This window comes from Actinoallomurus sp. NPDC052308 (assembly GCF_040679195.1).
In the GTDB taxonomy this organism is placed as follows: Bacteria; Actinomycetota; Actinomycetes; order Streptosporangiales; family Streptosporangiaceae; genus Actinoallomurus; species Actinoallomurus liliacearum.
This window is the reverse complement of sequence record NZ_JBFAUM010000013.1, coordinates 104119-127207: the sequence shown is the minus strand read 5'-3', so window position 1 is coordinate 127207 and position 23089 is coordinate 104119. Positions and strand designations below refer to the sequence as shown.

19 protein-coding genes and 1 pseudogene are annotated in these 23089 nt (G+C 69.3%); 10 read left to right on the top strand and 10 right to left on the bottom strand.

Translation table 11 applies throughout. The features are described 5' to 3' along the window. Positions 1-95: 95 nt before the first annotated feature. Positions 96-944: a GON domain-containing protein gene (locus AB0L00_RS27370; protein ID WP_364439844.1), complete on the bottom strand. Its 849-nt coding sequence runs from the start codon at positions 942-944 to the stop codon at positions 96-98. Positions 945-1110: 166 nt separating this feature from the next. Then, complete coding sequence (locus AB0L00_RS27365; RefSeq protein WP_364439841.1) at positions 1111-2034, bottom strand: NmrA family NAD(P)-binding protein; 924 nt, start codon at positions 2032-2034, stop codon at positions 1111-1113. A gap of 104 nt (positions 2035-2138) precedes the next feature. On the opposite strand from AB0L00_RS27365, the gene AB0L00_RS27360 reads away from it, so the two are divergent. Next, positions 2139-2705, top strand: a complete 567-nt coding sequence (locus AB0L00_RS27360; RefSeq protein WP_364439838.1) for a helix-turn-helix domain-containing protein — start codon at positions 2139-2141, stop codon at positions 2703-2705. A gap of 55 nt (positions 2706-2760) precedes the next feature. Here the strand turns inward: AB0L00_RS27360 and AB0L00_RS27355 are convergent, their stop codons facing one another. Genes AB0L00_RS27355 through AB0L00_RS27345 form a run of 3 tightly spaced genes read right to left on the bottom strand, consistent with a single transcriptional unit; the run spans position 2761 to position 4003 of the window. After that, positions 2761-3366: a DUF6879 family protein gene (locus tag AB0L00_RS27355; RefSeq protein WP_364439835.1), complete on the bottom strand. Its 606-nt coding sequence runs from the start codon at positions 3364-3366 to the stop codon at positions 2761-2763. Next, complete coding sequence (locus tag AB0L00_RS27350) at positions 3363-3743, bottom strand: hypothetical protein (protein WP_364439832.1); 381 nt, start codon at positions 3741-3743, stop codon at positions 3363-3365. Before AB0L00_RS27350 ends, AB0L00_RS27355 begins: the two co-directional genes overlap by 4 nt. A 23-nt stretch (positions 3744-3766) precedes the next feature. Then, positions 3767-4003: a hypothetical protein gene (locus AB0L00_RS27345; protein WP_345363449.1), complete on the bottom strand. Its 237-nt coding sequence runs from the start codon at positions 4001-4003 to the stop codon at positions 3767-3769. 192 nt (positions 4004-4195) lie between these two features. On the opposite strand from AB0L00_RS27345, the pseudogene AB0L00_RS27340 reads away from it, so the two are divergent. The 9 genes and pseudogenes from AB0L00_RS27340 to AB0L00_RS27300 all read left to right on the top strand — a co-directional run. Further along, positions 4196-4417, top strand: a pseudogene (locus tag AB0L00_RS27340) (helix-turn-helix transcriptional regulator); the annotation flags it as partial. Between the two features lie 26 nt (positions 4418-4443). Next, positions 4444-5043 carry a DUF5753 domain-containing protein gene (locus AB0L00_RS27335; protein WP_364439828.1) on the top strand — a complete coding sequence of 200 codons (600 nt, stop codon included), beginning with the start codon at positions 4444-4446 and terminating at the stop codon, positions 5041-5043. Further along, positions 5043-5180, top strand: coding sequence for a DUF397 domain-containing protein (locus tag AB0L00_RS27330; RefSeq protein WP_364439825.1), 138 nt, complete (start codon positions 5043-5045; stop codon positions 5178-5180). Before AB0L00_RS27335 ends, AB0L00_RS27330 begins: the two co-directional genes overlap by 1 nt. Before the next feature lie 209 nt (positions 5181-5389). Then, positions 5390-5629: a hypothetical protein gene (locus tag AB0L00_RS27325; protein WP_364439822.1), complete on the top strand. Its 240-nt coding sequence runs from the start codon at positions 5390-5392 to the stop codon at positions 5627-5629. Then, on the top strand, positions 5626-6210 hold the full coding sequence (locus tag AB0L00_RS27320) for a DUF6879 family protein (protein ID WP_364439819.1): 585 nt from the start codon (positions 5626-5628) through the stop codon (positions 6208-6210). Before AB0L00_RS27325 ends, AB0L00_RS27320 begins: the two co-directional genes overlap by 4 nt. A gap of 36 nt (positions 6211-6246) precedes the next feature. Then, a complete protein-coding gene (locus AB0L00_RS27315; RefSeq protein WP_364439816.1) occupies positions 6247-7005 on the top strand; it encodes a DUF6082 family protein in 759 nt (252 codons plus the stop codon). Positions 7006-7216: 211 nt separating this feature from the next. Continuing rightward, positions 7217-7819 carry a LysR substrate-binding domain-containing protein gene (locus AB0L00_RS27310; RefSeq protein WP_364439813.1) on the top strand — a complete coding sequence of 201 codons (603 nt, stop codon included), beginning with the start codon at positions 7217-7219 and terminating at the stop codon, positions 7817-7819. Between the two features lie 162 nt (positions 7820-7981). Beyond that, complete coding sequence (locus tag AB0L00_RS27305) at positions 7982-8515, top strand: hypothetical protein (RefSeq protein WP_364439810.1); 534 nt, start codon at positions 7982-7984, stop codon at positions 8513-8515. 119 nt (positions 8516-8634) lie between these two features. Beyond that, the gene (locus tag AB0L00_RS27300; protein ID WP_364439807.1) at positions 8635-9180 is read left to right on the top strand and encodes a hypothetical protein; all 546 of its coding nucleotides are present in this window, start codon (positions 8635-8637) and stop codon (positions 9178-9180) included. A gap of 264 nt (positions 9181-9444) precedes the next feature. Here the strand turns inward: AB0L00_RS27300 and AB0L00_RS27295 are convergent, their stop codons facing one another. The 5 genes from AB0L00_RS27295 to AB0L00_RS27275 form a co-directional block, all read right to left on the bottom strand. Then, positions 9445-12108, bottom strand: coding sequence for a family 78 glycoside hydrolase catalytic domain (locus tag AB0L00_RS27295; protein WP_364439804.1), 2664 nt, complete (start codon positions 12106-12108; stop codon positions 9445-9447). A gap of 97 nt (positions 12109-12205) precedes the next feature. Beyond that, positions 12206-15331, bottom strand: a complete 3126-nt coding sequence (locus AB0L00_RS27290) for a family 78 glycoside hydrolase catalytic domain (RefSeq protein ID WP_364439801.1) — start codon at positions 15329-15331, stop codon at positions 12206-12208. Beyond that, a complete protein-coding gene (locus tag AB0L00_RS27285) occupies positions 15328-17889 on the bottom strand; it encodes a beta-L-arabinofuranosidase domain-containing protein (protein WP_364439798.1) in 2562 nt (853 codons plus the stop codon). Before AB0L00_RS27285 ends, AB0L00_RS27290 begins: the two co-directional genes overlap by 4 nt. Then, positions 17886-19940, bottom strand: coding sequence for an alpha-L-rhamnosidase C-terminal domain-containing protein (locus tag AB0L00_RS27280; protein ID WP_364439795.1), 2055 nt, complete (start codon positions 19938-19940; stop codon positions 17886-17888). Before AB0L00_RS27280 ends, AB0L00_RS27285 begins: the two co-directional genes overlap by 4 nt. Before the next feature lie 109 nt (positions 19941-20049). After that, the gene (locus tag AB0L00_RS27275; RefSeq protein WP_364439792.1) at positions 20050-23052 is read right to left on the bottom strand and encodes a glycosyl hydrolase; all 3003 of its coding nucleotides are present in this window, start codon (positions 23050-23052) and stop codon (positions 20050-20052) included. Positions 23053-23089: the final 37 nt, after the last annotated feature.

The window sequence follows — 23089 nt, the reverse complement described above, 5'->3', positions numbered from 1 at the left end:
CGCCGCCGCGTGAACACGGCCGGCTGGTTCCACTTCAGTATCGACAGGCGGCGGTCCGGGCATCGGCCCGGGCCGCCGTCTGTCGCGAACGCGCGTCAGACCGCGCGGATCCGACCGTCGGTGTCCGACACCGCCACCAGGTGGCCGCCGCGCCGGACCATGAGGACGGGCCGACCGCCTTCCCGTCGCACCTGCGTGGTGAGCCCGGTCGTGCCGCCCAGGTGGAGGCAGATCTGGCGGCGGGCGGGAAGCACCCCGTTCTGCGCGCAGGCCACCTTCAGGTGGTACGTGCCCGGGCTCGGGTTGAAGGGGTTGTACAGCGGCGGAGCCGACATCTCCCAGCCGCAGTAGCCGCCGCCGCGCAGGTCGACCGTCTGGCCGTTCGGGGTCGGCGTCGCCGTTCCGGAGGCGTTGAACCCACCGGCGGCGAACGCGTTGTCGACCCGGAACGGCGTGTCCTGCAGGTCGATGTTCCCCAGCCCGTCGGGCCGCGAGGTGCACGCCATCGCGACTCCGTACGGCATGCTGGTCACGGTCGCCGTACCGTGCCGCAGCGAGCCGGTGGACGCCGCGAAGGTCAGATCCCCGATGTCCACGGTCAACGTCTTGGGATCGACGCGCAGTCTCGTGAACTTCGTCCGGACGCTCGTACCGGGTGAGGCGCCGCCGGCGGTGTACTGCGAGAAGTTGAGGTCCGGCCCGGTCCTGGCGAGATCGAGGTACTCGCTGGGCGCCGTGGCCATGTGGGAGCAGTGGACCGTGAAGAGGTTGCCGTTGTTGTACAGCAGGTAGGTCCCGTCCCCCGCGATCGGAATCGCCCGGTGAACATCCTGGCAACTGCCGAACAGCTGGACGGGAGCGGCGTGAGCCGTCCCACCGGTTGCCGGGAGCGTGGCGCACAGCGCCGCCAGAAGAGCCGATATCCGAATTGACGATCCAGCCATTTAATCTCCCCTGTTCGCGATGAGATGCCGACTGCGATCAGGAGGCTAACAGCCGAGTTGAACGACGATCGATTGCTGCGTAGAACACGCGAGTTTCGGAGTGTCGGGGCAAAAGTCCAGAAAATAACCCCTCTACCGGTCATGCCAGATATAACCGCTAAACCGGTCAGGCCGTGGCTCGCACGTGCTCCCGCGCCCATTCCTCGAAGCCGGTGAGCGGGATGCCGAGGTCCCGCGCGTACTCCGGGCGGGCCGGCTGGCCGACCACGTTCAGCCACTCATGGGTGGCGCCCATGCCCGGCATTCCGGCGGCGAAGGCCTCCTCCTCGGTCATGTCCGGCGCGGACAGTCGCGTACCCACGGCGCGGGACAGGATCTCGGCGATCTCCGCCATCGACAGGTAGTCGCTCGCCAATTCCAACTCGATCCCGTCGAACCGCTCCGGCTCGGCGATGGCCGCAGCGGCGGCCCTGCCAATGTCGTCCACCGCGGCGAGGGACAGCCGGGTCTCGGGTTTCACGACGCTCACCAGACCACCCTCGATGCCACGCGGGAACAGGAACTTCATGGACGGCAGGAAGTTCTCCATGAAGAATCCCGGCTTGAGAAGCGTCCAGTGCGGAAAGCCGGCCGCGCGCACCCGGTCCTGAATCGCGCTCTTGGCGCCCAGGGTGGGTTCCATCGAAGCCCAGCGGCCTTCGACCCAGCCGGGAGCTTCGGTATGCAGACCGGCGCCACTGACGGACGTGTGCACGAACTGCGGCACTCCGGCGGCCTTCGCACCCTCGATGAGGTTGATGCCCTGGGTCACCTCTCCGGCGAAGTCAACGCTTTCCGCGGTCATCTCCGGCATCTGCACGGAGAAGACGGCGCGGGCGCCCTCGGCGGCCCGGATCACGGAGTCGCGGTCGCGGAGATCACCGGTGACCAGCTCGGCGCCGAGCGCCTCGACCGCCTTGGCCCGGTCGGTGGCCGGGTCGCGCACCAGGGCGCGTACGGGAACACCCGCCGCAAGCAGGGCGCGGGCGGTGGCCCCACCCTGCCTGCCGGTGGCGCCGGTGACCAGGACGGGCGCGGAATCTATGGACATGCTGCTCCTCGAGGTACTCCAACATTAAACGGCGGGGCCCGCCGTTTACTTCGCGATACGATACGGCGGGCCCCGCCACTTAGCAACACTTTGGAGATGACGCCATGCCCGACCGCCAGCGCGCGGACGCCCGGCGCAACTACGCGCGGATCCTCGCCGTTGCCGAGGATGAGGTCGCCGCCCACGGCGCCGGCGCCTCCCTCGAACAGATCGCCCGCACCGCAGGGGTCGGCTCGGCGACCGTGCGCCGGCACTTCCCCACTCGCCGCGCACTGTTGGAGGCGGTCTCCCGGGAACGGATCGAGGCCCTGTGCGTCCGCGCCGACGACCTGACCGGCAAGGGCGACAGCCGGAACGCGCTCCTGGAATGGCTGAGTGACCTCGTCGCCTACTGCGTCTCCGCCCGGGGACTGGCGGCCGCGCTGGCCTACGAGGGAGCCGAGCCCGACTCGGTGCACGAGAACACCTGCTCGGCGAAGATGGAACAGGCGGGCGAACCTCTGCTGCGCCGCGCCGTGCGGGACGGCGCGGTCACGCCAGACGTCACCGTCGCCGATCTGATCACGCTGATCGTCGGCATCGTCCTCGCGACCGAGCACCACCCGGACCCCGCCGCCGCAGCGGACCGGCTGTTCCAGCTGTCCGTGGCAGGACTGAGCCCGCAGCGCTGACCGAAGGCACGCGACCGGCAGGACCGTGAGAGGGCCTACGTCGCCGCAGTCCCCCTCAGCAGACGGGCGGCGGAGCAAGCGGAGTGATCTCCCGCGCGAAGTAGTCGAGCAGTGGCTCGGCGACGGCATGGAGGCCGGCGAGTTCCCTGCCGGCCTCCGCGACCACCACCGGATCGTCGATGCGACGAGCGCCGTACGCCGTTCCCTGCGCGTCGTACCGGACCTCGAAGAGGACGCGATTCCCGAGGACCACGATCTCCGGCAACAACCGCTCGGTTTCGAGACGCCGCACTGCGGAGGCGTCGAGCACCCGGAGATCCTCGCCCGCCTCGGCGAGGAGCCGGAAGTACTGCATCTCCCACTGGAGATACGGCGTGACCGGCTGCTCCACCACCCGGAGTCGCCGCGACTCGACCTTAAGACGCCGGTCGTCGGCGACCTTCGCGCTGACCGCGTCGCGTTCGCGCTCGTTGAGCTCCAGGGCACGACCCCAGTCGCCCGCCGCGAAGGCCTCCCAGCTCGGAACTCCCGGCTCCCGGAAGATCTGACGCCGTTCCAGCTTCCAGAAGACGATCCCCTGGTACGCCTCGTCGAAGGCGTCCGAGTAGGAGTCCAGACATAGTTCGTCCCCTGGCAGGTCGGCTATCCGGTCGAGCGTCATGAGTCGCGTTCCGGGAAACGGTTCGGGGCCGTGTTCGGCGAGCCGTGAAGGTAGGCGTGGAGCTCTTCGGCGGTCATCTCGTCGAACCGCGTCAGGGCCACCGCCAGGTACCGGAGCTGGTCCGCGTCCGTGGTCGCCACGCAGACCCGGCCGCTCGCCCACTTCCAAAGGGGAAGCCCGCCGGTGTCCCACGCCGACGACCAGCCCGGCGGCGCCGGCTGTTCCGGCTCGGTACGCTGCCGACGCTGAAGGCTCATCCGCGCGGCGGCCGGATACTTCCGGATCAGGAAGTCGAGCTGAAGGAGTTGTCGCGCCTCCGACGGTGACCGCCCCGCCATGGAGTCGACGAGGGCCCGCAGCGCCGGAAGCGAGCGCATGAGCCGTTCTTCGGGCGTAATCGTCACATCCCGCTCCGGCGCAGCGGGATGCAGACGACCTTGCTGATCACTCGGACCAGTTCCTGGACGTCGTCCACGGCGAGGAGCCGGGAGGAGTCGTCGATGCGGCCGATCGGCACACCCCACGACCAGTGCCACCGCAGGTCCCCTTGCGCGTCCGGCCTGCAGACGATCCGCTCGCTGAGGTGATTGCTGACACCGTGAATAAGGATTTCCGCCCCGTACTGCTCAGCCTTCAACCCGGCCGCCTGGCATTCCTGGGTCAGCCACTTCGCGTATGCGCGAATGTCTTCTGATGTGTACCGATTCATCCTCAGCTCTCCGTTGATTTCTCGCCCGGATTTTCGATGACCAGGCTCACACGGTGAGTTACCGTGAGCTACGACCCTCCATCCCCCCACACGTCACCCGCGCGACAGGAATCGCGATCAATGGGTGTCGAGACCAGGAGGCATTCAATGCCTGCTCACCGCGGCCAGGACCCTCTCGTCGAGACGTTCGCTGACGAGCTACGTTTTCGACGCGAAGAAGCCGGTCTGTCCCGAAACAAGCTCGCCGAAGCGCTCGGCTGCACTCCTCAGTGGATCTACAAGGTCGAAACTCACGAGAAGCCGCCATCCGAAGCCTTCGCCCAGGACCTCGACACGTTCTTCGACACGACCGGGATGTTCCACCGGCAGTGGGAGAAGATCCGGAAGTATCGTCGTACCCGAGTTCTCCTGCCGGGCTTTCCCAGTTCATCGAACTGGAGGCGCAGGCAACCCTCGTCCGGGCGTTCGCTCCGCAGATCGTTCCCGGGCTGCTACAGACGGCTGACTACATACGAGCGCTCACGGAAACAGGTCAGAGTCCTGCCGCGATCGACGAGAGGGTGTCTGCTCGCATGGAACGCCAGGCCGCTGTGTTCGATCGCGAAACCCCTGCGCACGGGTGGTTCGTCCTAGACGAGGCCGTCCTGCACCGCGCAGTCGGTGGCCCCGAAGTCATGCGAACACAGTTGAAGAAGCTGTGCGGGCTTGTCAGCTCACCCAACGTCCACGTGCGGGTGCTCCCATTCGAATCCATCATCGGAGCCGGTCTCGACGGAATGTTCATCATTCTCACCCTCGCCGACGGCACAGAGATCGCTTACCATGAGGGACCGGGCGTTAATCAACTCTCGCAGGATCCGACCACAGTGAACGAGTACCGTATGCGGTTTGACCTCGTCATGGGCGAGTCCTATCCGCGGAGTGAGTCCCTCAAAATGATCAGCAAGTCGTTGGAGAACCTGGGGTGATGATGGCAGACGAGTTCACCGCCGCACAATGGCGCAAAAGCACCCGCAGCGCTCAGGGCGGTGCAGACTGCGTCGAGATTGCCACCTTGACAGTTGCAATCACCGAGCCGGACAGCACCTTGACCAACGACGCGTAGCCATCCGGGCCCGCTGCGCGACGGACTCGATCTGTCAGCTGAAGCATCACAAGGTCTCGGCTGCCGCCTGCGCGTGAACACAGCCCGGTTTCAGCCGCTCCCAACTGGTTCGAATATGGCATCCTAAACGAGTCGACGCATGAGCGATGAGCGCTACCAATGCTACCGTTCACATATCACCAGGCCACTTCGGAACAGGAGCGGGGCACATGAGGGCAGTTCGTCGCCTCGGCAGGACCCCGGCCGAGCTCGGCACCACCACAGGCGTAAGCGGATCCCCCGATATTCTGGAGTTGGACGATGGCGCCTTCGCCGTGATCGGCGTGGACATCACGGAACAGGTCAGCGATCTCAGTCTGTTCGGGGCTCGCTGCGCCCCGAACGAACGAGTGGTACGGATTCCACGGAAAACGCTCACTGCGGTGAAAGCCGACATTCCGGAAGGGTGAATGTGCCACCGACGTGGGCGCTCAGAGGAAGCACCCGGCTTGATCTCGACGACTTCGGCACCGCATTCGCGGACGCTTGGTCACGTATCGAGTCGCGGTTCTTGAAGCTCGAATGTTGGCAGGCCTACCAGGAACGGGAAGCGAGCGAGTCGCAAGCGGCGTACGAGCAGGGCGATATCCATGCTGCCCAAAAATTGCTGTACCGTGAGGCACAGGCCGACCGCCCCCTGTACGAGGACGTCAAAAAACAGGGAATCGAATATGCACGAGTGCGCCTCATTCAGGAACCGCTGACCGCTTACTTGAGATATGAGCTTCTGAGTTACCAAATCCGCGCCGACATGGGCGAGAACATAGAAGTTGTCGTCTGCGATCCGGCGCTGCCCCTGCCAGATGAGCAGTATTTCGACTTCCTCCTCTTCGATCGACACACCGCCCTCATCCATGACTATGGCTACGGCGAGACCGGCCTGCAGACCGGCGGCTGGCTTACGCAAGAGTCAAAGGTCATCGCCCTACTGGAAGACTCCATTGGGACACTTCGACAGAAGGCCATCCCGCTCCGCGACTATCTGATGTAGGCGCGGCTCGTTCGGTCCGCCTCGACACTGTCGGACATGACCTGGGGCCAGACTCCCCACCATCCGGACTGCTATGGTCTTGCAGTGAGTCACCGGTGGACGAGGCCGATAGGCATCGGTGTCGCCTTGCTGGTCGGCCTAGGACTGGTCACCGCCAGCGTGGTCATACCCGTCGCTCTGCTCCTGCGTGTCGACGACCATACGCTGAGTCGCTGGTCACTCATAGGACAGGCACTCGAGCCTGTCGGCGTTTTCTTCTCCGGCGTGGCCTTCATCGGTATCGCCCTCACACTTTTCCTTCAGCGACGCGAGCTCCAGAATCAGCGGGAGGAGCTGACCATCACGAGGGAAGAGCAGCAGCGAAGTGGCGAAATCGCGCTTCGTCAGCTTCATACCGACCTTATCAAAATGGCCATCGATGACCGTCAGCTACGGGAAGTATGGCCGCCCCTCGCACCAGGGGTCGCGGAGACGAAGAAGGACCACTATTGCAACCTCATCCTTAACCTCCAGAAGGTCGCCTACGAAGCGCAGACGATCGAACTTGCCGAGTTGCGCGGTGCACTGCGCCATCTGATGGCCAGCCGTGACATGCACCGGTTCTGGAAGAAGGCTCGCACCGCACGCGGTGCGATCACTGGCGGGGACGAGGCGGAGGACTTTTTCACCGCGGAGGTGGATAGAGCCTTCAACGAGACCGCACCGCCGCGGCCCAGAAGCTTGATTCCGACACTGACTGAAGCCGCTGGTGAGTGGTTTGACGGTCGGTATTCGCGTCGCCCCAAAAAGCACTAACCATCTGTTCCGAACGACTCGGCCGTCGCCCATACCCTGTGCCAGCCGAGCGCCGAGTCCCCAGATCCCTGGTCGTAGTTGATCCGGCTGGCGGACCACCGCGACGGTCACCCGAGACGGAGGCGGGCGAGCATGTCGTGGACCTCTTGGCTGTCTTTGAACGCCATGATTCACGACTCCATCAACAGGGGAAACAGCGTCATAGCCGCAGTTGACGGCAGAACTCGCAACAGCGACCTTTGACTCACTCGCCGCGCTCCTCCGTGACCACCCGGGAGTGAACGCCAAGCTCAGCCAGTCGTCGGCGCCGGTGATGGTCCGGCAACTGGCCGCGGGCGAGGTCGACGTCTGCCTCGCATCGCAGCCGCTCCCCGGGCCGCACCTGCGTTCGGTGGAGATCCGGCGGGAGGGCGTGCTCCTCGCCGTCTCCCCGCGCCACCCGCTGGCAGGCCGGTCCGAGGTCGGCATCCCCACACTGGCCGGCGAACCGTTCGTCACGACGCGGCCCGGTTACTGGCAGCGCAGCCTGTTGGACCGCCTGTTCGGCGACGCCGGACTGGAACCCGTCATCGCCTGCGAAGGCGACGAGCCCGCCGGCATCTGCAGCCTGATCAGCGCCGGGCTCGGCATCGGGCTCCTTCCCGCCGTCGCGTACGAGGCGGCTTCGGGCTCGTCCGTCGCCTGGCTGCGAATCGATACCCCGGACTGCCATCGCGTCCTGCGTCTCGTCCGCCGCGACGACGACGGCTACTTCTCCGCTACGGCGCGCAGTTTCCGTGACGTCGCCACCGAGCACTTCCGCACCACCGGCTGAGGGGTGTACAGCCGAATCAACTGTCGGTGACGCGGCCGGATCCGGCCTAGCGTTCGTACGCGCATTGCCTTCAACGCTGACGACACCCATACTCCTGAAGTTGTGTGTTTACTGTACGAAGCCACACATAACTGAACGTAGAGGCACGATCGAGGGGGCATCATGAGGCTCACCAGGGGAACGGCCGCCGGAGTCGCGGTCTGTCTGGCCGCAGCGGCGCCGGTGTTAGCGGGGATGGCCCCGGCCGCGCACGCCGTCGGGCTGGACCAGGTCTGCACGCTCAGCGAGGTCGTCACCTACAGTCCGCCGCTGACCACCAGCCCGCAGACAGTGACGTTCACCGTGAGCGGCCAACTGTTCAACTGCACCAGCAGTTCGGCCCCCACCGGTTACTACGCCGAGTCGGGTACCGCGTCGGGCGCGACGTGCACCAGCGTGCTGTCCGCGGGCAGCGGCACCCGGGTGTTCCATTGGAACAACAGCGCCCTCGCACCGAGCACGTTCTCCTACAACAGGGTCGTCAGCCGGGTCAACGGCGACATCGTCGTCACGGCCCTGGGTGCGATCACCTCGGGAACGTTCACCCCCGACCCGACGAAGTCGGTGGGCACCGGGCTGGAGCCGGACCTGACCGCCTGTGGCACCACGGGAGTCTCCCAGCTCACCGACGTGGGCACCGTGACCATCGGCCTCTGACGCCGTACTCATCACCGGCCGCTCGCCGAAGTGAGCGGCCCGGCGGTGCTCCCGGCCGCTGCGCGCTCCGGTCACCGTTGCGTAGGATCTGCGACGGTCACCGGAACGCGGGAGATGCGATGGCGATCGAGTGGACCACGTTGGTCGCGACGGGCAGCGGCGCGGTCATCGCCCTCGCCGGCACCCTGCTGAACGACCACCTGCGCGACCGCCGCGAGACCCGGCGCGGCCGCCAGACGCGATCTCGTGACCTGTACGCCCAGTTCATCGTCGCGGCTGGCGCCTGTCACACCCGGCTTCGGCAGATCGCGCAGGAGCCGGGCGGACAGCCGGACCTGGACGCGGTCACCCGGGACGCACTGACCGAGGCCGGGATTCACGAGATCAGAGAACGCCTGTTCATCGACGCCACCGAGAACGTGGCCGCCGCCGGTCAGACCCTGTACGAGCGGCTCCGTGACCTACGACGAGCCGTCGCCGAAGGCGCCTCCTGGTCATCCCGAGAGTTCCACGACGTCTACCACCCCTACCTCGACGCCGCGTGGGGATACCGGGCGGCCGTGCGGAAGGAGTTGGGCTCGGCGCCCTTCGTGCCCTCGGCCTTCGGCTGGGTCACTCTCAACGGCGCCGCGACCTGCCCCGTCTGCCAGAGCATCGAGACCTGACCGTCCGTCGGTGCGGCGACGGGGAATGATCCCTGGCGAACACTGCGGTTAGAGAGCAGTAATCGCCAGTGGATTCCAACGGCGGCGTCTCGTGGTGGCACTCGGCCGCCATCGTTGTCACCTTGGCGCCGCCGTGGACCTGGCTCGGTCCTTTTCGTCCCATTCGAACCGGCGATATCGACGGCAATGACCAGACCACAGGGGTGACCCCCTGCGGGACCGCCCGCCTCCCGACGCGGAGAGGCAGGGGGTCCCGCGCCGGGATCAGCTCCCCGCGGTGAAGGTGACGGGGCCGGAGCCGGTCTTATAGACCGTGCGGCCGGCGGTCTGGCCGACGTAGTCGGCCGCGCCCTTGACCTTGACCTTGCCGGTGGTGGGCAGGTCGATCTCCGCGGTCACGTTGACCGGGACGTCGACGGACACGGTGAGCTTGCCGCCGGACCGGTGCCAGGACACGTGGACGTCGCCGCGCTGGGTCGGGACCGTGCCGGAGGCCGAGGTCAGGCCGGAGGCCGGCGGGCGTACCCGGATGGCCGCCGCGCCGGGCGCGGTGACCGCGACGCCGAGCAGGTCCTGCTGGACGTCGATCACCGGGGAGGCGCCCCAGCCGTGCGACAGGCTGTCGCCGGTCTCCGGGGCCTCCCACGACTCCCACGTGAACGTGCCGCCGGACGCCAGGATCCTGCCGTAGCCGATGCCGTTCGCGTCGGTGAGGCGGGTGACGAGGTCGTCCGGGCGGTCGGCCAGGGCGGCCATCAGCCAGTGGACGGTCATCGGGCTCATCTGCAGGCCGAGGCTCGCCACGTAGTCGCCGACCTTGGGGTCGGACGTGAGGCCGAACGCGACCGCGTAGGCGTTGGCGATCTGGGAGGCGTGCGTGCTCTGCGAGCCGTCGGACTCCAGGCCGTCGATGTAGACGCCGTCCGCGCGGCGCAGCCTGCCGTTGATCGCGGTGGTCAGCGTGGCGGCGTCGCGCTCGTACGCCGACGGGTCCTTGCCGAGCGCCTTCGACGCGCGGGCGGTGGCGTTCAGCACGTCGACCGCGAGCTCGTTCACCGTCGTCCGGGCCACCGCCGCGGTGTCGTAGCCGTACCGGTTCGGCCAGTCGATGATGCCGTTCAGGTACGAGCCGGAGCCGCCGGCCAGCTTGGTGACCAGGCCCGTCGACGGGTCGATGTAGCGGCGGACGTAGTCCGCCACCGCCGTCATGACCGGGTAGGACTGGTCGAGCGTGGCGGTGTCGCCGGACTGGAGGTAGTACTCCCACACCCAGCCGGGGAACATCTCGGTGTAGTCCGGGATGTCGCGCTTGCCGTCGCCGTTCGGGTAGACGGCGTTCAGCCGGCCGTCCGTCCAGTAGCGGGTCTGCGACTGGATGAACTCGCGGATCGCCTTGCGGGTGAGGCGGCGTTCGCCCCAGCCGGACATGGTGGCGAGGGAGATGTCGACCGAGTCGCCGAGGAACTGTCCCTTCTCCCGGGTCGGGGTGTCGAGGAACTGCTCCTGCGAGTCGTACAGCGCCGACCGCTGCATCAGGTCGTACACCGCGTTCACGGCGCTGTTGGAGGTGCGCAGCCGGGTCTTGGACGGCACCGCGGTGTGCTGGACGACGGCGCTGATGTCGTCGGCGGGCACGTCGGCGTTGATCTGCAGGTAGCGGAAGCCCTCGTACGTGTAGTAGCGGACCGTCTGGTCGCCGTCCCGCTCGGTGTAGCCGTAGGTCAGGTCGGTGGTCTGGTTGTCGTGCTTGGAGTTGGAGACCGTGCCGTCGGCGGCGAGAAGGTAGCCGGCGGTCATCGTCACCGCCGTGTCCTTGGACCCGTCGCGGAGGCGGACGACCGGCACGGCCGGGATGATCTTGCCGAAGTCGGCGACGACCGCGCCGGAGGCCAGCCTGGTCACCTTGACCGGGTGGACCGTCTCGTGGGCGAGCGCGGACTCCTGGCCCTGGAGGTGGGTGAAGACGCCGGCCGGGTGCGCGCCGACGACCTGCGGCGCGGCCCAGGTGGAGTCGTCGAAGCCGGCCTTGTCCCAGCCGATCGGCTCGGTGGTGCCGTCGATGTCCTCGATGTAGTCACGGCCGTCGCCGTTGCGGTACTTCGTCGTCTTCCAGTTGGCGCGGGCGACCTTCCAGGAGCCGTCGGTGACGATCACCTGCCGCGTGCCGTCGGCGTGGTCGACGACGACGCGCATCAGCAGGCCGGGCTCGCCGGACGGGCGGCCCTGGCCTGCGCCGTACCAGTGGTACAGCGCGCCGACGGCCGCCGTCTTCCCCGGCTCGAGCAGGCGGGTGATGTCGACCGCCTTGTAGTAGCCCTCGCCCGGGTAGGAGAACGCCGCGCCGCGGTCGACGAGCCTGCCGTTGACGTGCAGGTCGTACTGCTGGCTCGCGGCGACGTAGGCACGGGCGCGGACGATCGGGCTGCGGCCGACCGCGAACTCCTTGCGGGCGTAGGTGTAGTCGTCCTTCTCCCCCGTCGTACGGCGGATCCAGCTCGCCTGCCAGTCGGCGTCCGCGAGGCCGGTGTCGAACGCGGCGGGCTTCGCCCAGGGTGAGGCCGCGCCGGCGCGGTCCCAGGTGCGGACGGTCCAGGTGAAGCTCGTCCCGTGCGGCAGGGTGCTCGGCCCGGCGACGTACGACTCCTGGGAGGAGGCGACCTTGCCGCTGTCCCAGACGGTCCGGTCGCCCTGGGCGACCTTGATCTCGTACGCGGTCTGGACCTCGCCGGCGTCGACGTCGCGGGGCAGCCAGCCGAAGGCGGGGCCGCCCTCGACGTTCAGCGGCCGGGTCTGGTCGCCGACGGTCAGGCCCGTCGGGTCCTGGGGCGCGTGGTTCGCGCCGGCCCAGGCCGGTGCGGGCATCAGCGCGGCCACCGCGGTGGTCGCCGCTCCGGCGGCCGTCAGGGCCGCCAGGAAACGCCTTCTCATCGTGACTTCCTCCTTGTGAACACAGGGCCGGCCGGCCGCTGTGGTCCTGGTGGTGCGCCGCTCCCCACCCGCGTCCGGACGGGGAGCCGCGCTCGGATCACTTCGAGGGGAAGACCCAGACGCCGGAACCGACCTGGTGGACCTCACCGGAGCCGGGGACGTGCACCTCGGCGGTGCTGCCCGGCGGGACGGTCACCTTCAGCCGGATGCCTCCGTCGTCGTCCTTCGTCCACTCCGACCGGGCCTCGCCGTACGGGGTCCGGTAGCGGCCCTCGGCGTGGGTCAGGTCGCCGACGACGGACGGGGCGATGAGCAGCTTGCGGAAGCCGGTCGAGCCGGGCGCCTGCCGGATGCCGGCGAGGTTGCTCGTGAACCACGAGTCGATCGAGCCGAGCATGAAGTGGTCCTGCGACTGGCCGCTGCCGCCGTCCCAGCTCTCGCCGAGCGTCGTGTTGCCGTGTACGACCTGGTAGCCGAGGCTCGGGCTGGTCGTCTGCGTCGCGACCTTGTAGATCACGTCGTCGGGCAGCACGCGGAACACGCTGGGCAGCGAGATCTCACCGAGCTGCAGGTGGTACCCGGCCGCCGTGATGCTCCCGACCAGGTGGTCCAGCAGCCGCTGCCGCTGGTCGGACGGGACGGCGCCCATGTCGAGGGCGAGCGCCTCGGCGCCCTGGCCGCCGCCGGCGAACGTGCCGGTGTTCGCGTCGTAGTACTTGTCGGCCAGGGCCTTGGCACCGGCGTCCGCCTTGGACCGGTACGCCGCCGCGTCATCGGTCCTGCCGAGCGCACCGGCGATCTTGGACATGGTGTCCAGGACCCGCCAGTAGCCGTACGTCCCGGAGACGAACTTCGGGAACGTCTTGTCCGGGGTGTACCAGTCGCCGAGGCTGTAGTCGGTCAGCCCGTTGACCGCGCGGGCCTCCAGGTAGGAGGCGTACCTCTGCATCGCGGAGTAGTACGTGGCCATCGTGTCGGCGTCGCCGTAGGTCTGATACAGGTCCCACGGCACGACGACGAACGCGCCGCCCCAGTTCGGGTCGTCGCGGTAGGCGCCGGCGAGCACCGTGTAGTCCGGCACCGTGGACGGGATCAGTCCGGTGTCGGTCTGGGCCTCGGCCATGTCCCGTACGACCTTGCGGAGCTGCGCGGACAGGTCGTAGTTCGCGGCGAGGGAGCCGAAGACGAGGTGGTCCTGCTCCAGCCAGCCGAGCTTCTCCCGGCTCGGGCAGTCGGTGAGGATGCTCTGCATGTTGTTCTCGATCGCCCGCCGGATCAGCGTGTGGATCCCATTGATCACGTCGTTGGACGAGGAGAACGACCCCGCCGAGGCGTTGTCGGCGTGCAGCGCCAGGCCGCGGACGGAGACGGCCGCGCCGTCGGGCACGCCGCGCAGCTCGACGTAGCGGAGCGCGTGGTAGGAGAAGTGCGGGTGCCAGGTCTCCGTGCCGTCGGTCCGGGTCGTGTACTCGTCCCAGATCGGGGCGCCGACGTTGCTGGTCGACTGGTTCGCGCGGCCGTTGGTGAGACTCTCGGACGGGTACATCCGCACGGTCGTCCCGGCGGGCGCCTGGATGGTCAGCTCGGGCCAGCCGGCGATGTTCCGGCCGAGGTCGAAGACCTGGTAGCCGGCGCCGGACCCGACCTTGGTGCCCTGGAGGGTCTCCTGCACGCGCACCGGGTCCTGGAGACGGCCCGTCAACGCGCCGCCGGGGCTCGGCACGGCGATCGCCTGGTTCCAGTCCTGCCGCTCGGCGCCGGGGCGCTCCCAGCCGGTCGGCTCGCGGCGGGCGTCGAAGTCCTCCCCGCCGTACCAGTTGGAGAAGGTCGTGCCGCCGAGCGTGGTCTGCCAGTCGGTGCCGCTGACGACGCGGCGCACGCTGCCGTCGGCGAGGGTGACCTCGAGCTGGGCGATCAGCTCCGGGTCGCTCTGTGTGAGGGCGAACTTGCGGTACCGGTCGACGGTGGAGATGACGTTGGCGGTGCCGTTGCCGAGCTTCATGCTGATCGCGTTGTCGCCGCCGCGCAGCAGCTTCGTGACGTCGTACGTCGCGTACGGCACCTGGTCGGTGACGTCGGTGTTGCCCGGTTCGAGGACGGCGTCGCCGACCTGGCGGCCGTTCAGCGCGGCCTCGTAGACGCCCTCACCGGCGACGTACAGGCGGGCGGAGCGGATGCCGGACGGCAGCGTGAAGTCCTTGGCGAAGATCGGCATCGCCTCGGGAACCGGCGACCGCGGCGGCTCCTGGCCGGTGACGGTCTGCCGCGTCGTGAACGGCCCGCCGGCGTCGTCGCCGGTCGAGACCGAGTAGTCGACGGGCGCGAACGGGACCTTGTCGCCGGCCGCCGGGACGTCGGTGCGCGGGAACAACAGCACCTGATCGAACGTCCTGGCCGACTTCAGGTCGACGGTCAGCGTGATCGGCTTGGCGGAGACGTCGTCGGAGGTGTACGCCGAGCTGGACCAGCCCGCGAGCTCCTGGTTCGTCGTCTCGGTGCCGTCGGTCAGGTACTTCGGCAGGTACTTGTGGTTGACCTGGTTGCCGGTGTCGTTGCTGGTGACCGTCGTGCCGGCGGCCAGGTTGTTCCCGGCCGAGTCGCGGACCTCGAGCTCGGCGAGCTGCAGCCGCCAGGTCTTGTCCGGCAGGTTCTCCACCAGCGGCAGGCCCAGCTTGGTCACGTTGATCCGGACGTACCGGGCGGTCGTCTCGGGCAGCTTCACCGCGATCGGCGTGGGCTGCTTCTCCTTGAACCGCCAGTCCGGATGTGTGATCCACTGACCGGACCAGTCCTTGGCCGAGGTCAGGCCGGTCTCGAACCACGCCGGGTCGCTCCACGACGACGCGCCGCCGTGCGTGATCCACACGCGGACCCGCCAGTACACGCGGGTGCGGCTGCCCAGCGCCCTGCCGGCGTAGTCGACGCGCTGGTCCGCCGAGGCGACCCGGCCGGTGTCCCACAGGTCGGGGTGGTCGAACCCGTCCGGGCTGGTCGCGGCCTGGATCTGGTAGGCCTGCTGGGTGACGTCCCGGCCGGTGTCGTTCAGCTTCCAGGTCAGCGGCGGGGTGGTGTCCTCGATGCCGAGCTGTTCGGACAGGTCGCCGGCGCGCAGGCCGGTGACGGCGGGGCGGGCCGACGCGAGGGCGGGCACGGCCGTGGCCGTGCCGCACGCGGCCACGATCGCGGCGACCGCGGAGATCCGCCGCAGGGGGGTGCTGCTCACGAGGTCCTTCCTTGGGCGTGCAGCGCCGCGACGTCGGCGGCGCTGAGGGCGTGGTTGTAGACGCGGAAGTCGTCCACCTGGCCGTGCAGGTAGGGGTGGCCGGCGTTCTGCGAACGGCCGAGGTAGTTGAACTGGGTGGCGCCGAGCAGCAGCGGGCTCATCACGAGCGCGTCGTTGCGGCCGGTCTCCGCGCCGTCGAAGTACAGGACCGCGCTGCCGTCGGCGATGGTGACGGCGACATGGGTCCAGGTGCCGGCCGGGATCGGGCCGGCGGCGTCCACGTAGTCCTCGGCGGACATCCCGGCGATCTTCATGGCGAAGCGGGCCTTGCCCAGGCCGGTGCGCACGGTGAGGAACAGGTAGGTGTTCTTGTGGAAGCCCAGGTCGAAGACGCGGGCGGAGTTGGCGAGCTCCTCCGGGTTCACCCAGGCGGCGATGGTCAGGGCCTCCAGGCCGCTGATCAGGCCGGGCGGCAGGGCGACGTGGCCGCCCTTGCCGTCCAGGGCGACCGCGCCGTCGCCCGTCCACGTCGCGCCGCCGACGAGGGTGGCGTCCGGCCAGGTCTTCGTGGCGTCCTCGGCCGTCGTGCCGCTCCCCTCGCCGAAGGGGTACCGCGCGGTCAGGCGGGGCTTGGCCGGGCCTGGCGGCACCGCCCAGTACACGGTGTAGCGCTGGTGCTGGATCTCGGAGAACGGGATGAGGGTCACGTCGGAACCGCCCGCCGTCGCGGTGAACGTCAGGTCGTCGCCGCCGGCCCGTACGGACTTCGGGTCGATCGCCGGGATCGTCGACAGCCGCGTGCCGCCGTACCCGCCGGCGAGGACGACCGGGCCGTAGCTGACCGCCTGGACCTGCGGGTTGTCCGGGGCCTTGCGCCAGTCCAGGCCCATCGGCAGCGTGACCTCGACGGTGTCGCCGTCGCGCCAGCGCCGCTCGATGGTGAGGTACGTCCCGGCGTGGGCCGCGCCCGCGTCCCGGCGGTTGATCCGGACCCGGGCGTGGCGCGTCCAGCCCGGGACGCGGATCTTCATGGTGAACCGGCCCTCGCCGCTGACGGTCAGCCGGGTGGTGTCCTCGTCCGGGAAGCGGGTCTCCTGGCGGATGCGCACGCCGCGCTCGGCCCAGGCCAGCTCGGAGGGGATGAACAGGTTGACGTACAGCGTGCGGCCGGTGCGGAAGTAGATGGAGTCGGCGAACTTCGTGTGCGTCTCCATCCCGGTGCCGTGGTCGCAGGAGAAGTTGGTGTAGTCGCTGCTGTAGCTGCCGGGATCGGCGCCCAGCCCGCCCTTCACCTGCCGCTGCGTGCCGGGCCACAGGCCGGTGTAGTAGGTGCAGAACCCGTGCGCGGAGTCGGGGTCCTGCTCGCCGAGCATCTGGTTGTACAGGGTCCACTCGTAGTAGTCCATGTACTCCGGGCGCGGGTCGTGGAAGAACAGCAGCCGCGTCAGCTTGAGCATGTTGTAGCTGTTGCAGTTCTCGCAGGTGTTCTCGCCGAGCTGGGAGACGATCTGGTCCGGCGGGCAGAACAGCTCCGCGTTGCTGTTGCCGCCGATCGCGTAACTGTGGTGCCGGACGACCGTCCGCCAGAAGAAGGTCGCGATGTCGAGGTAGCGGGTGTCGCCCGTGGCCTCGTACTCGCGGACAGCGCCGACGATCTTGGGGATCTGGGTGTTGGCGTGCAGGCCGGCCAGCTGGTCCTGGCCGGCGGCGAGCGGGCCGAACACCGCGTCGTGGTCGAAGCGCTGCGCCGTGCGCAGGTGTGCCGGGTCGCGGGTCAGCAGGTAGAGCTCGGCCAGCACGTCGTTCATGCCGCCGAACTCCACGCGCAGCACGCTCTGCATCTGGTCGTGGGTCAGCTTCGAGGTGCGGGCGTCGGCCCAGGCGGCCATGCCCGTGAGCACGTCGAGGGCCTGCTGGTCGCCGCTGAGCCGGTACTGGTCGAGCAGTCCCGCCATGACCTTGTGCAGGGTGTAGTACGGCGCCCAGGGGCTCCCGCCCGCCTCAAGCTGGTCGAAAACCTTTTCCTCGAAGGCGGACAGATATCCGGTCGTGTAGCCCGCTCCCGGGGCCGCCGTTTGGCACTTGGCCAGCTCGCCGACGAGGTAGCGGGCCTTGGCGGCGTACGCGTCGTCGCCGGTGTTCGCGTGCGCCTGGGCGAGCGCGGACAGCAGGTGCCCGGTGGAGTGCCCACGCAGCTGGACGTTCGGCGCCTCCCAGCCGCCGCACGGCTCGGCCGTCGACGGCAGCCCGACGTTGACCCGGAACATGTGCAGCAGCCGGTCCGCGTCGACGAACTTCAGGTACGCGCAGGTCCGGTCCATGTTGTCGTGGAACCGGCTCGCCAGCAGCGCGACCCCGCTCAGCGGGAAGGGCGCGACGGACGGTGCCGCCGACGCCACGGCGGCGCCGTCGGCGGCCAGCGCCGTACGGGCCGGCGCGGTCAGGCCGACGGCCGCGACCGCGCCGCCCGCGACACCGAGGAATCCGCGCCGGGAGAACGGCGTGCGTATCCCCGTGGCCGCGCTCGCGGGCGCGCCCGTACCTTCGGACCTGCTCACTTGCCCCCCAGCGGCTTGGTCTTGATCGTGTAGTGGCCGGCGGTCAGGCCCTCGAGGTAGACGTAGTCGCCGTCGGCGTGCGCGCCGTACGCCGCGGCGCGGGTGCCGTTCCAGGCGAGGTGCCCGTTGACGAAGATCTGGGTCTTCTTGCCGAGGGCCGGGACGCCGACGCGGCCGGTCGTGCCCTTCGGCGCCGCGAGGTGCGCGCTGAACTCGCCCTTGTGGATGCGCCAGGAGGCGTCCACGGGCCCGTACTCCGTGGTGATCCGGCCCTGGGTGAAGGTCAGGCCGGCCACGTGCGGGACGAAGTGGAACGTACGCCCGCCGGGTGAGTCGGGGGCGACGCCGAGGACGTAGGCGCTGAGCGCCGGGGTCGGGCCGGTCGCCCAGCCGTGCGCGAGGCTGACGTAGTTGCTGCAGAACAGGCAGGACTCGCCCGCCCGGTAGGACTCCCAGAAGGTGCTCTGGGTGCCGTGCGGGTTGTTCAGCATGTAGCCCCACTGGCGGCGGATCAGGTCCACGCCGGCCTGGTCGGCGGCCTGGCCGCCCGCCGCGAAGTGCGCGTTGACCTCGAGCGAGCCGGAGAAGACGCCGGGGTTGCCCTTGTTCTCCGGTGCGGTCGAGCCGACGTCGTTCCAGTTGCCGGTGAGCTGCGCGCTGATCCGCCGGGCCTGGTCCGCGTCCGCGAGGCCGTACCAGACCGCGATGGAGTTGCCGTCCTGCGGGTGGATCGTCTGGTTCGGGTAGTACTTGTACGCCCCGACGCTGTCGTCCCAGAAGTTCTGGTTGATCGCGGTGCGCAGCGCCGCCGCCCTGCTCGCGTACGACGCGGCGAGCGCCGCGTCACCGCGCGCGGTGGCCAGCTCCGACCCGGTGTTCAGCACCCGCCACAGCAGGGCGTTGGCGGTGAAGTTCTCGCCCTTGGTGAGGATGCGCACCGAGTCGCCGGTACCGGTGATGGACAGCAGGCCGTTCGCGTCCAGCTTGGCGAGGCTGTAGTCGACGCCGAGCTTGTAGTTGTCCCAGACGCTCGTCAGCCACGCCGAGTCGCCGGTGTAGCGGTAGTAGTCGTAGCTCGCCGACAGCGTCCACAGGTGGTAGGTGTCGGAGCCGTACTTGTTCATCATCGGCCCGGAGTACGGCAGCTCACCGGTGCTCTTCTGGTGCTGGAAGATCGTGGTGAGCGCGTTGCGCGCCGAGACGGTGTCGTTGAAGGCGGCGTACGCCGTCGGGATCTCGACGCCGAGGTCGCCCGGCCAGACGGTGCGGTCGCGCTTGGCCCCGTCGACGAGGATGGTGTCGCCCACGCCGACGTCGCCGGTGTTGTCCCACAGCGCGGCCGGCGGCTCCCAGGTGCGGCCGGTCTTCGGGTCGATCGTGTTGAGCTGGACGGTGTAGGCGCCCGCGTACCAGATGCGGTTGAGCAGCGGGTCGCTGGAGTAGAAGTAGTTCGCGTACTGCGCGGGGTTCTTCATCGCCGGCGCGGCGGTGAAGTGCACGGACACGCCGTCGAGGTCGACGCTGCCCGCGGAGGACAGGAACAGCGTCAGGTAGCGGAAGCCGCCGCGCTGGTACTGGGCGGGCGTCGTGTAGGTGGTCGGGCCGTTCACGTCGGCGTACAGCACGCCGTCGGTCTTGCGCGGCCCGCCGGTGGAGGCGTCGGAGTCGGGGCCGACGTAGTCGGAGGACTCACTGAACGCCAGGCCGACCTGCTGCGCGCCGTCGGAGCCGGCGAAGTGCAGCGTGGCCAGGCCGCCGACGTCCTTGCCGAAGTCCAGCGTGACGTAGGAGCCGTTGCCGCTGATCCGGGTCGTCTCACCGCTCAGGACGGCGGACGGGTTCGTCACGGTGCCGTTGGTGGTGTAGATCGCCGCGGGCCGTACGGTCCGGGTCTTCGGCGAGAGGTTGTAGGCGTCCCACGGGTGGGCCGCGACCGCCTTGGCGGCGGTGGTCCCGGCGAGGGCCGGCGGGACGGTCAGGGCCGGCACGGCCAGGGCGGCCAGTCCGGCGGCGGTGAGGGCGAGACGGTGACGTCGCTTCCAGGGGCTCATGCGACCTCGAATTCGTGCTGGTGCGGAAAGGCGAATCGGAGACGTGGGAGCCGGGCCGGGCGCGGGGAGACGGAGGATCCCCGCGCCCGGCCCGGGGTCGGAGGTGGGACTAAGCGATCACGGCCTGCGCGTACGGGACCAGGCTGACCGGGCCGATGAGCCCGTACGCCTGGCGGGACGCGACGCCGTAGACGGACGGATCGGACACCCGCAGCCGGTTGTTCAGGGTCGTCGCGACCTCCACCGTGATGGTGTTGGCGCCGGCCCGCAGGTACGGGCCGACGTCGACGACCGGGTTGATCTGGTCGACGGGTGGCACCTCCCTGCCGTTGACCGTGACCCGGCAGGTGTCGAAGACCTGTCCCAGTCGCAGGCACGCGCCGTACGCGCTGGTCCAGGGCCGGGGCAGGTCGACGGTCGTGGTGTAGCGGCCGATGCCCGAGACGTCCGCCAGTTCGGGGATGCTCGGCCACGGTTGCAGCGAGTCGAGGGTCAGCCGGTGGACGACCGTCTCGGTCTCGGTCGCGGACGCGCCGGGCTGCAGGTCCTCGACCTCCAGCCGCCAGCTCGCCGGCGTGATCGGCGCGGGGACGTCCGGGATCTCCGTCCGTACCGTGCGGCCCGTGGACAGGGTGGTCGCGTAGGTGCCGGCCGCGGTCGCGCGGGCCATCAGCCTGCCGTCGGCGAACACGACCTCGGCGGCCTCGGTGCCGGTGGCGTGGGCCCGCCCGGAGGCGTCGCCGAGGCTGCCGGGGCCCGCCAGCGCGACGATCAGCACTTCGCCGGGCTGCAGGGTGACCCGCATGGTGATCGTGTCGCCGTCCTCGGTGTAGAGGGCGACCCGCCGTACCTCCCCGGACCAGGGGTCGAGGAGGTAGGGCACCGCGTTCTTGTGGGTGCGGGTGAAGGACACCTGGTGGTCGATCGCGGCGACCGGCGGCTTGACCGTCTCGGCGTGCTTGCCGTTGCAGAGGTAGTAGTAGTCGACGTCGTCCTTGTCGTCGTACCGGTGGAAGTTGAGCAGCGTCGAGCTCTGCGCATAGGTCACGTCGGGCGTGACGCCGAGGTCGGCGAGCGCCGTGGGGACGTCGGTCGTGGTGGCGACGACCTTGACCTTCGGCTGCTTGAGCAGGTCGGCCACGACCGCCCGCAGCCTGGCGTTCTCGGCGTCGGACCCCAGGCCCGGCACGACCGGCGCGGACCAGTCGCCGAGCAGCACGATCGGCAGGCCTGCCCTGGTGAACTTCAGCAGCTTCTCGGCGACGCCGAGCTGCAGCGTGGAGTCCATGTTGTAGAAGTGGTCGCCCTCGACGAACACGACCTTGTACCGCGGGCCGTCGGGGGCGAGTCGGCCGCCGTGGACGTCGGCGTTCGGCAGGTCCAGCAGCGGCGCGCTGATGAACTGGTGGTTCCAGCCCAGCGTGATGCCGGTCGCGGTGAACCAGGACACGCCGATGCCGGTCTTGGAGTAGCCGGTCTGCCGGAAGACCGCGACGTCGACGCGCGGCGTGCCGGTCTGCAGCACCTGGTGGACGCGGCTCAGATATCCGGAGATGTCCTTGATGTGCCGCCAGGTGGGCTGGCGCGGCCCCCACGACTCGGCGTAGCCGATGCTCCCGCTGTACGGGGTGAAGGCGGCGTAGCCGGGCCACTTCACTCCCGGCGCGGTGGCGTAGGAGAAGCCGTGGATGACGCTGCGGTTCAGCCCGGCCGCGTACGCGCCGCCGGCGGTGAGCAGGAACTTCTTCCACGTCGTGTTGTACGCGCCGCCGGTGTAGGCGCCCATCTCGCCGGACAGGACCTTCCGGCCGGCCATGTCGCGGCCGCCCGCCAGGCTCCGCCAGTCGTCGAGGTTGTGGAACCCGATCGACTCGCCCTCCGGCACGTCGAGGATGGCGGCCGAGGCGATCGCGTCGGTCTGCGCGCCGTACGGCTGGCAGCGGAACTCCAGGCCGACCGAGTGCGCCCAGTCCTGCAGCGCGGTGATGTGGTTCTCGTTGAACAGCTGGGAGACGACGTCCCAGTAGTCGTAGCGGATGCGCCGGGTCGCCGCGGCCTCGTAGGCGTAGAGCTGGTTGCCGTTGTCCTGCGTGATGGCGGGCAGGTAGGGCAGCACCGAGTAGCCCTTGCGCCTCTCGAACTCCCTGGGCAGGTCCGGGGTCCACATCAGCGCCTTGGTCTCGATCTCGATCGAGTCCTCGAACAGCGTGGCGCCCGCCTTCTTGATCAGCTTGCGCACCGACCGGGTGAGGATGTGCTCCTCCCAGTAGTCGGTCACGGCCTTGGTGCCGGCGGCGCTGAAGTGGTCGACGACGTAGGCCGCCGGAACGGTGTGCGGGCCGGACTCGGGCGTCTGCGCCGAGCCGCGCTCCCAGTGACTGATGATCACCCAGGAGCCGTCCGACGGCGCGGTCCAGGAGAGCCGCCCGTCCGTGACCTTCCCGGTGAGGTCCTGGACCGAGGCGAGGTCCAGGCCGGTCTCCTTGCGCGTGGAGTTGGCCGTGTTCACCCGGGCGGCCTGCACGAGGAAGAGCTTCTGGACCTTCGCCGTGGACGCGGCCGCGCGCGCGGGCGGCGGGACCGGTCCGTCGTAGGTCGCGCCGGCCGCGACGGTCGCCGAGCCGTACGCCAGCTCCTTGACCGCCGCGGTGTCGTCCGGCGTGATCGTCGGCACGGCGGCGGGCCAGGACGGGCCGATCGTGAGGTCGATCGTCACGCCGCGCCGCCGCGCCTGGTCGAGCGCCGCCTCGACGGCGGCCACCCACGCCGGGGTGCCCCAGCCGTGCCCGGCCGGGTCGAGCACGGACTTGTCGGAGATGCTGTGGTGGACGGCGGCGATCTCCGCGCCGCCGAAGCCGGCGTCGGCGATCTGGTCGACCTCGCGGCGGATCTCGTCGGGGTCGACGTTGCCGTCCGGCCACCACCAGCGGAACTTCGGCGCGACGGACGCGTCGGGCCGGGCGAACGAACCGGCCGTTCCGGAGCCCGCGGCGCGGGCGGCGGCCTCGCCGAGGGGCGAACCCCAGGCGAGGGCCGCGCCCGCGGCGACGGTGCCGGCCGTCAGGAGGAAGCCGCGGCGGCTGAACCCGTCGGCCGGCATCTCTTTCTTCATCGGTGAATCCTTTGGTGAAGCAGGGGTTGTGCTGAGC

Coding starts and splice junctions, on each gene's coding strand:
- AB0L00_RS27370 (WP_364439844.1), bottom strand. CDS start 944: ATGGCTGGATCGTCAATTCGGATATCGGCTCTTCTGGCGGCGCTGTGC.
- AB0L00_RS27365 (WP_364439841.1), bottom strand. CDS start 2,034: ATGTCCATAGATTCCGCGCCCGTCCTGGTCACCGGCGCCACCGGCAGG.
- AB0L00_RS27360 (WP_364439838.1), top strand. CDS start 2,139: ATGCCCGACCGCCAGCGCGCGGACGCCCGGCGCAACTACGCGCGGATC.
- AB0L00_RS27355 (WP_364439835.1), bottom strand. CDS start 3,366: ATGACGCTCGACCGGATAGCCGACCTGCCAGGGGACGAACTATGTCTG.
- AB0L00_RS27350 (WP_364439832.1), bottom strand. CDS start 3,743: ATGCGCTCGCTTCCGGCGCTGCGGGCCCTCGTCGACTCCATGGCGGGG.
- AB0L00_RS27330 (WP_364439825.1), top strand. CDS start 5,043: ATGATGGCAGACGAGTTCACCGCCGCACAATGGCGCAAAAGCACCCGC.
- AB0L00_RS27325 (WP_364439822.1), top strand. CDS start 5,390: ATGAGGGCAGTTCGTCGCCTCGGCAGGACCCCGGCCGAGCTCGGCACC.
- AB0L00_RS27315 (WP_364439816.1), top strand. CDS start 6,247: ATGACCTGGGGCCAGACTCCCCACCATCCGGACTGCTATGGTCTTGCA.
- AB0L00_RS27305 (WP_364439810.1), top strand. CDS start 7,982: ATGAGGCTCACCAGGGGAACGGCCGCCGGAGTCGCGGTCTGTCTGGCC.
- AB0L00_RS27300 (WP_364439807.1), top strand. CDS start 8,635: ATGGCGATCGAGTGGACCACGTTGGTCGCGACGGGCAGCGGCGCGGTC.
- AB0L00_RS27295 (WP_364439804.1), bottom strand. CDS start 12,108: ATGAGAAGGCGTTTCCTGGCGGCCCTGACGGCCGCCGGAGCGGCGACC.
- AB0L00_RS27280 (WP_364439795.1), bottom strand. CDS start 19,940: ATGAGCCCCTGGAAGCGACGTCACCGTCTCGCCCTCACCGCCGCCGGA.
- AB0L00_RS27275 (WP_364439792.1), bottom strand. CDS start 23,052: ATGAAGAAAGAGATGCCGGCCGACGGGTTCAGCCGCCGCGGCTTCCTC.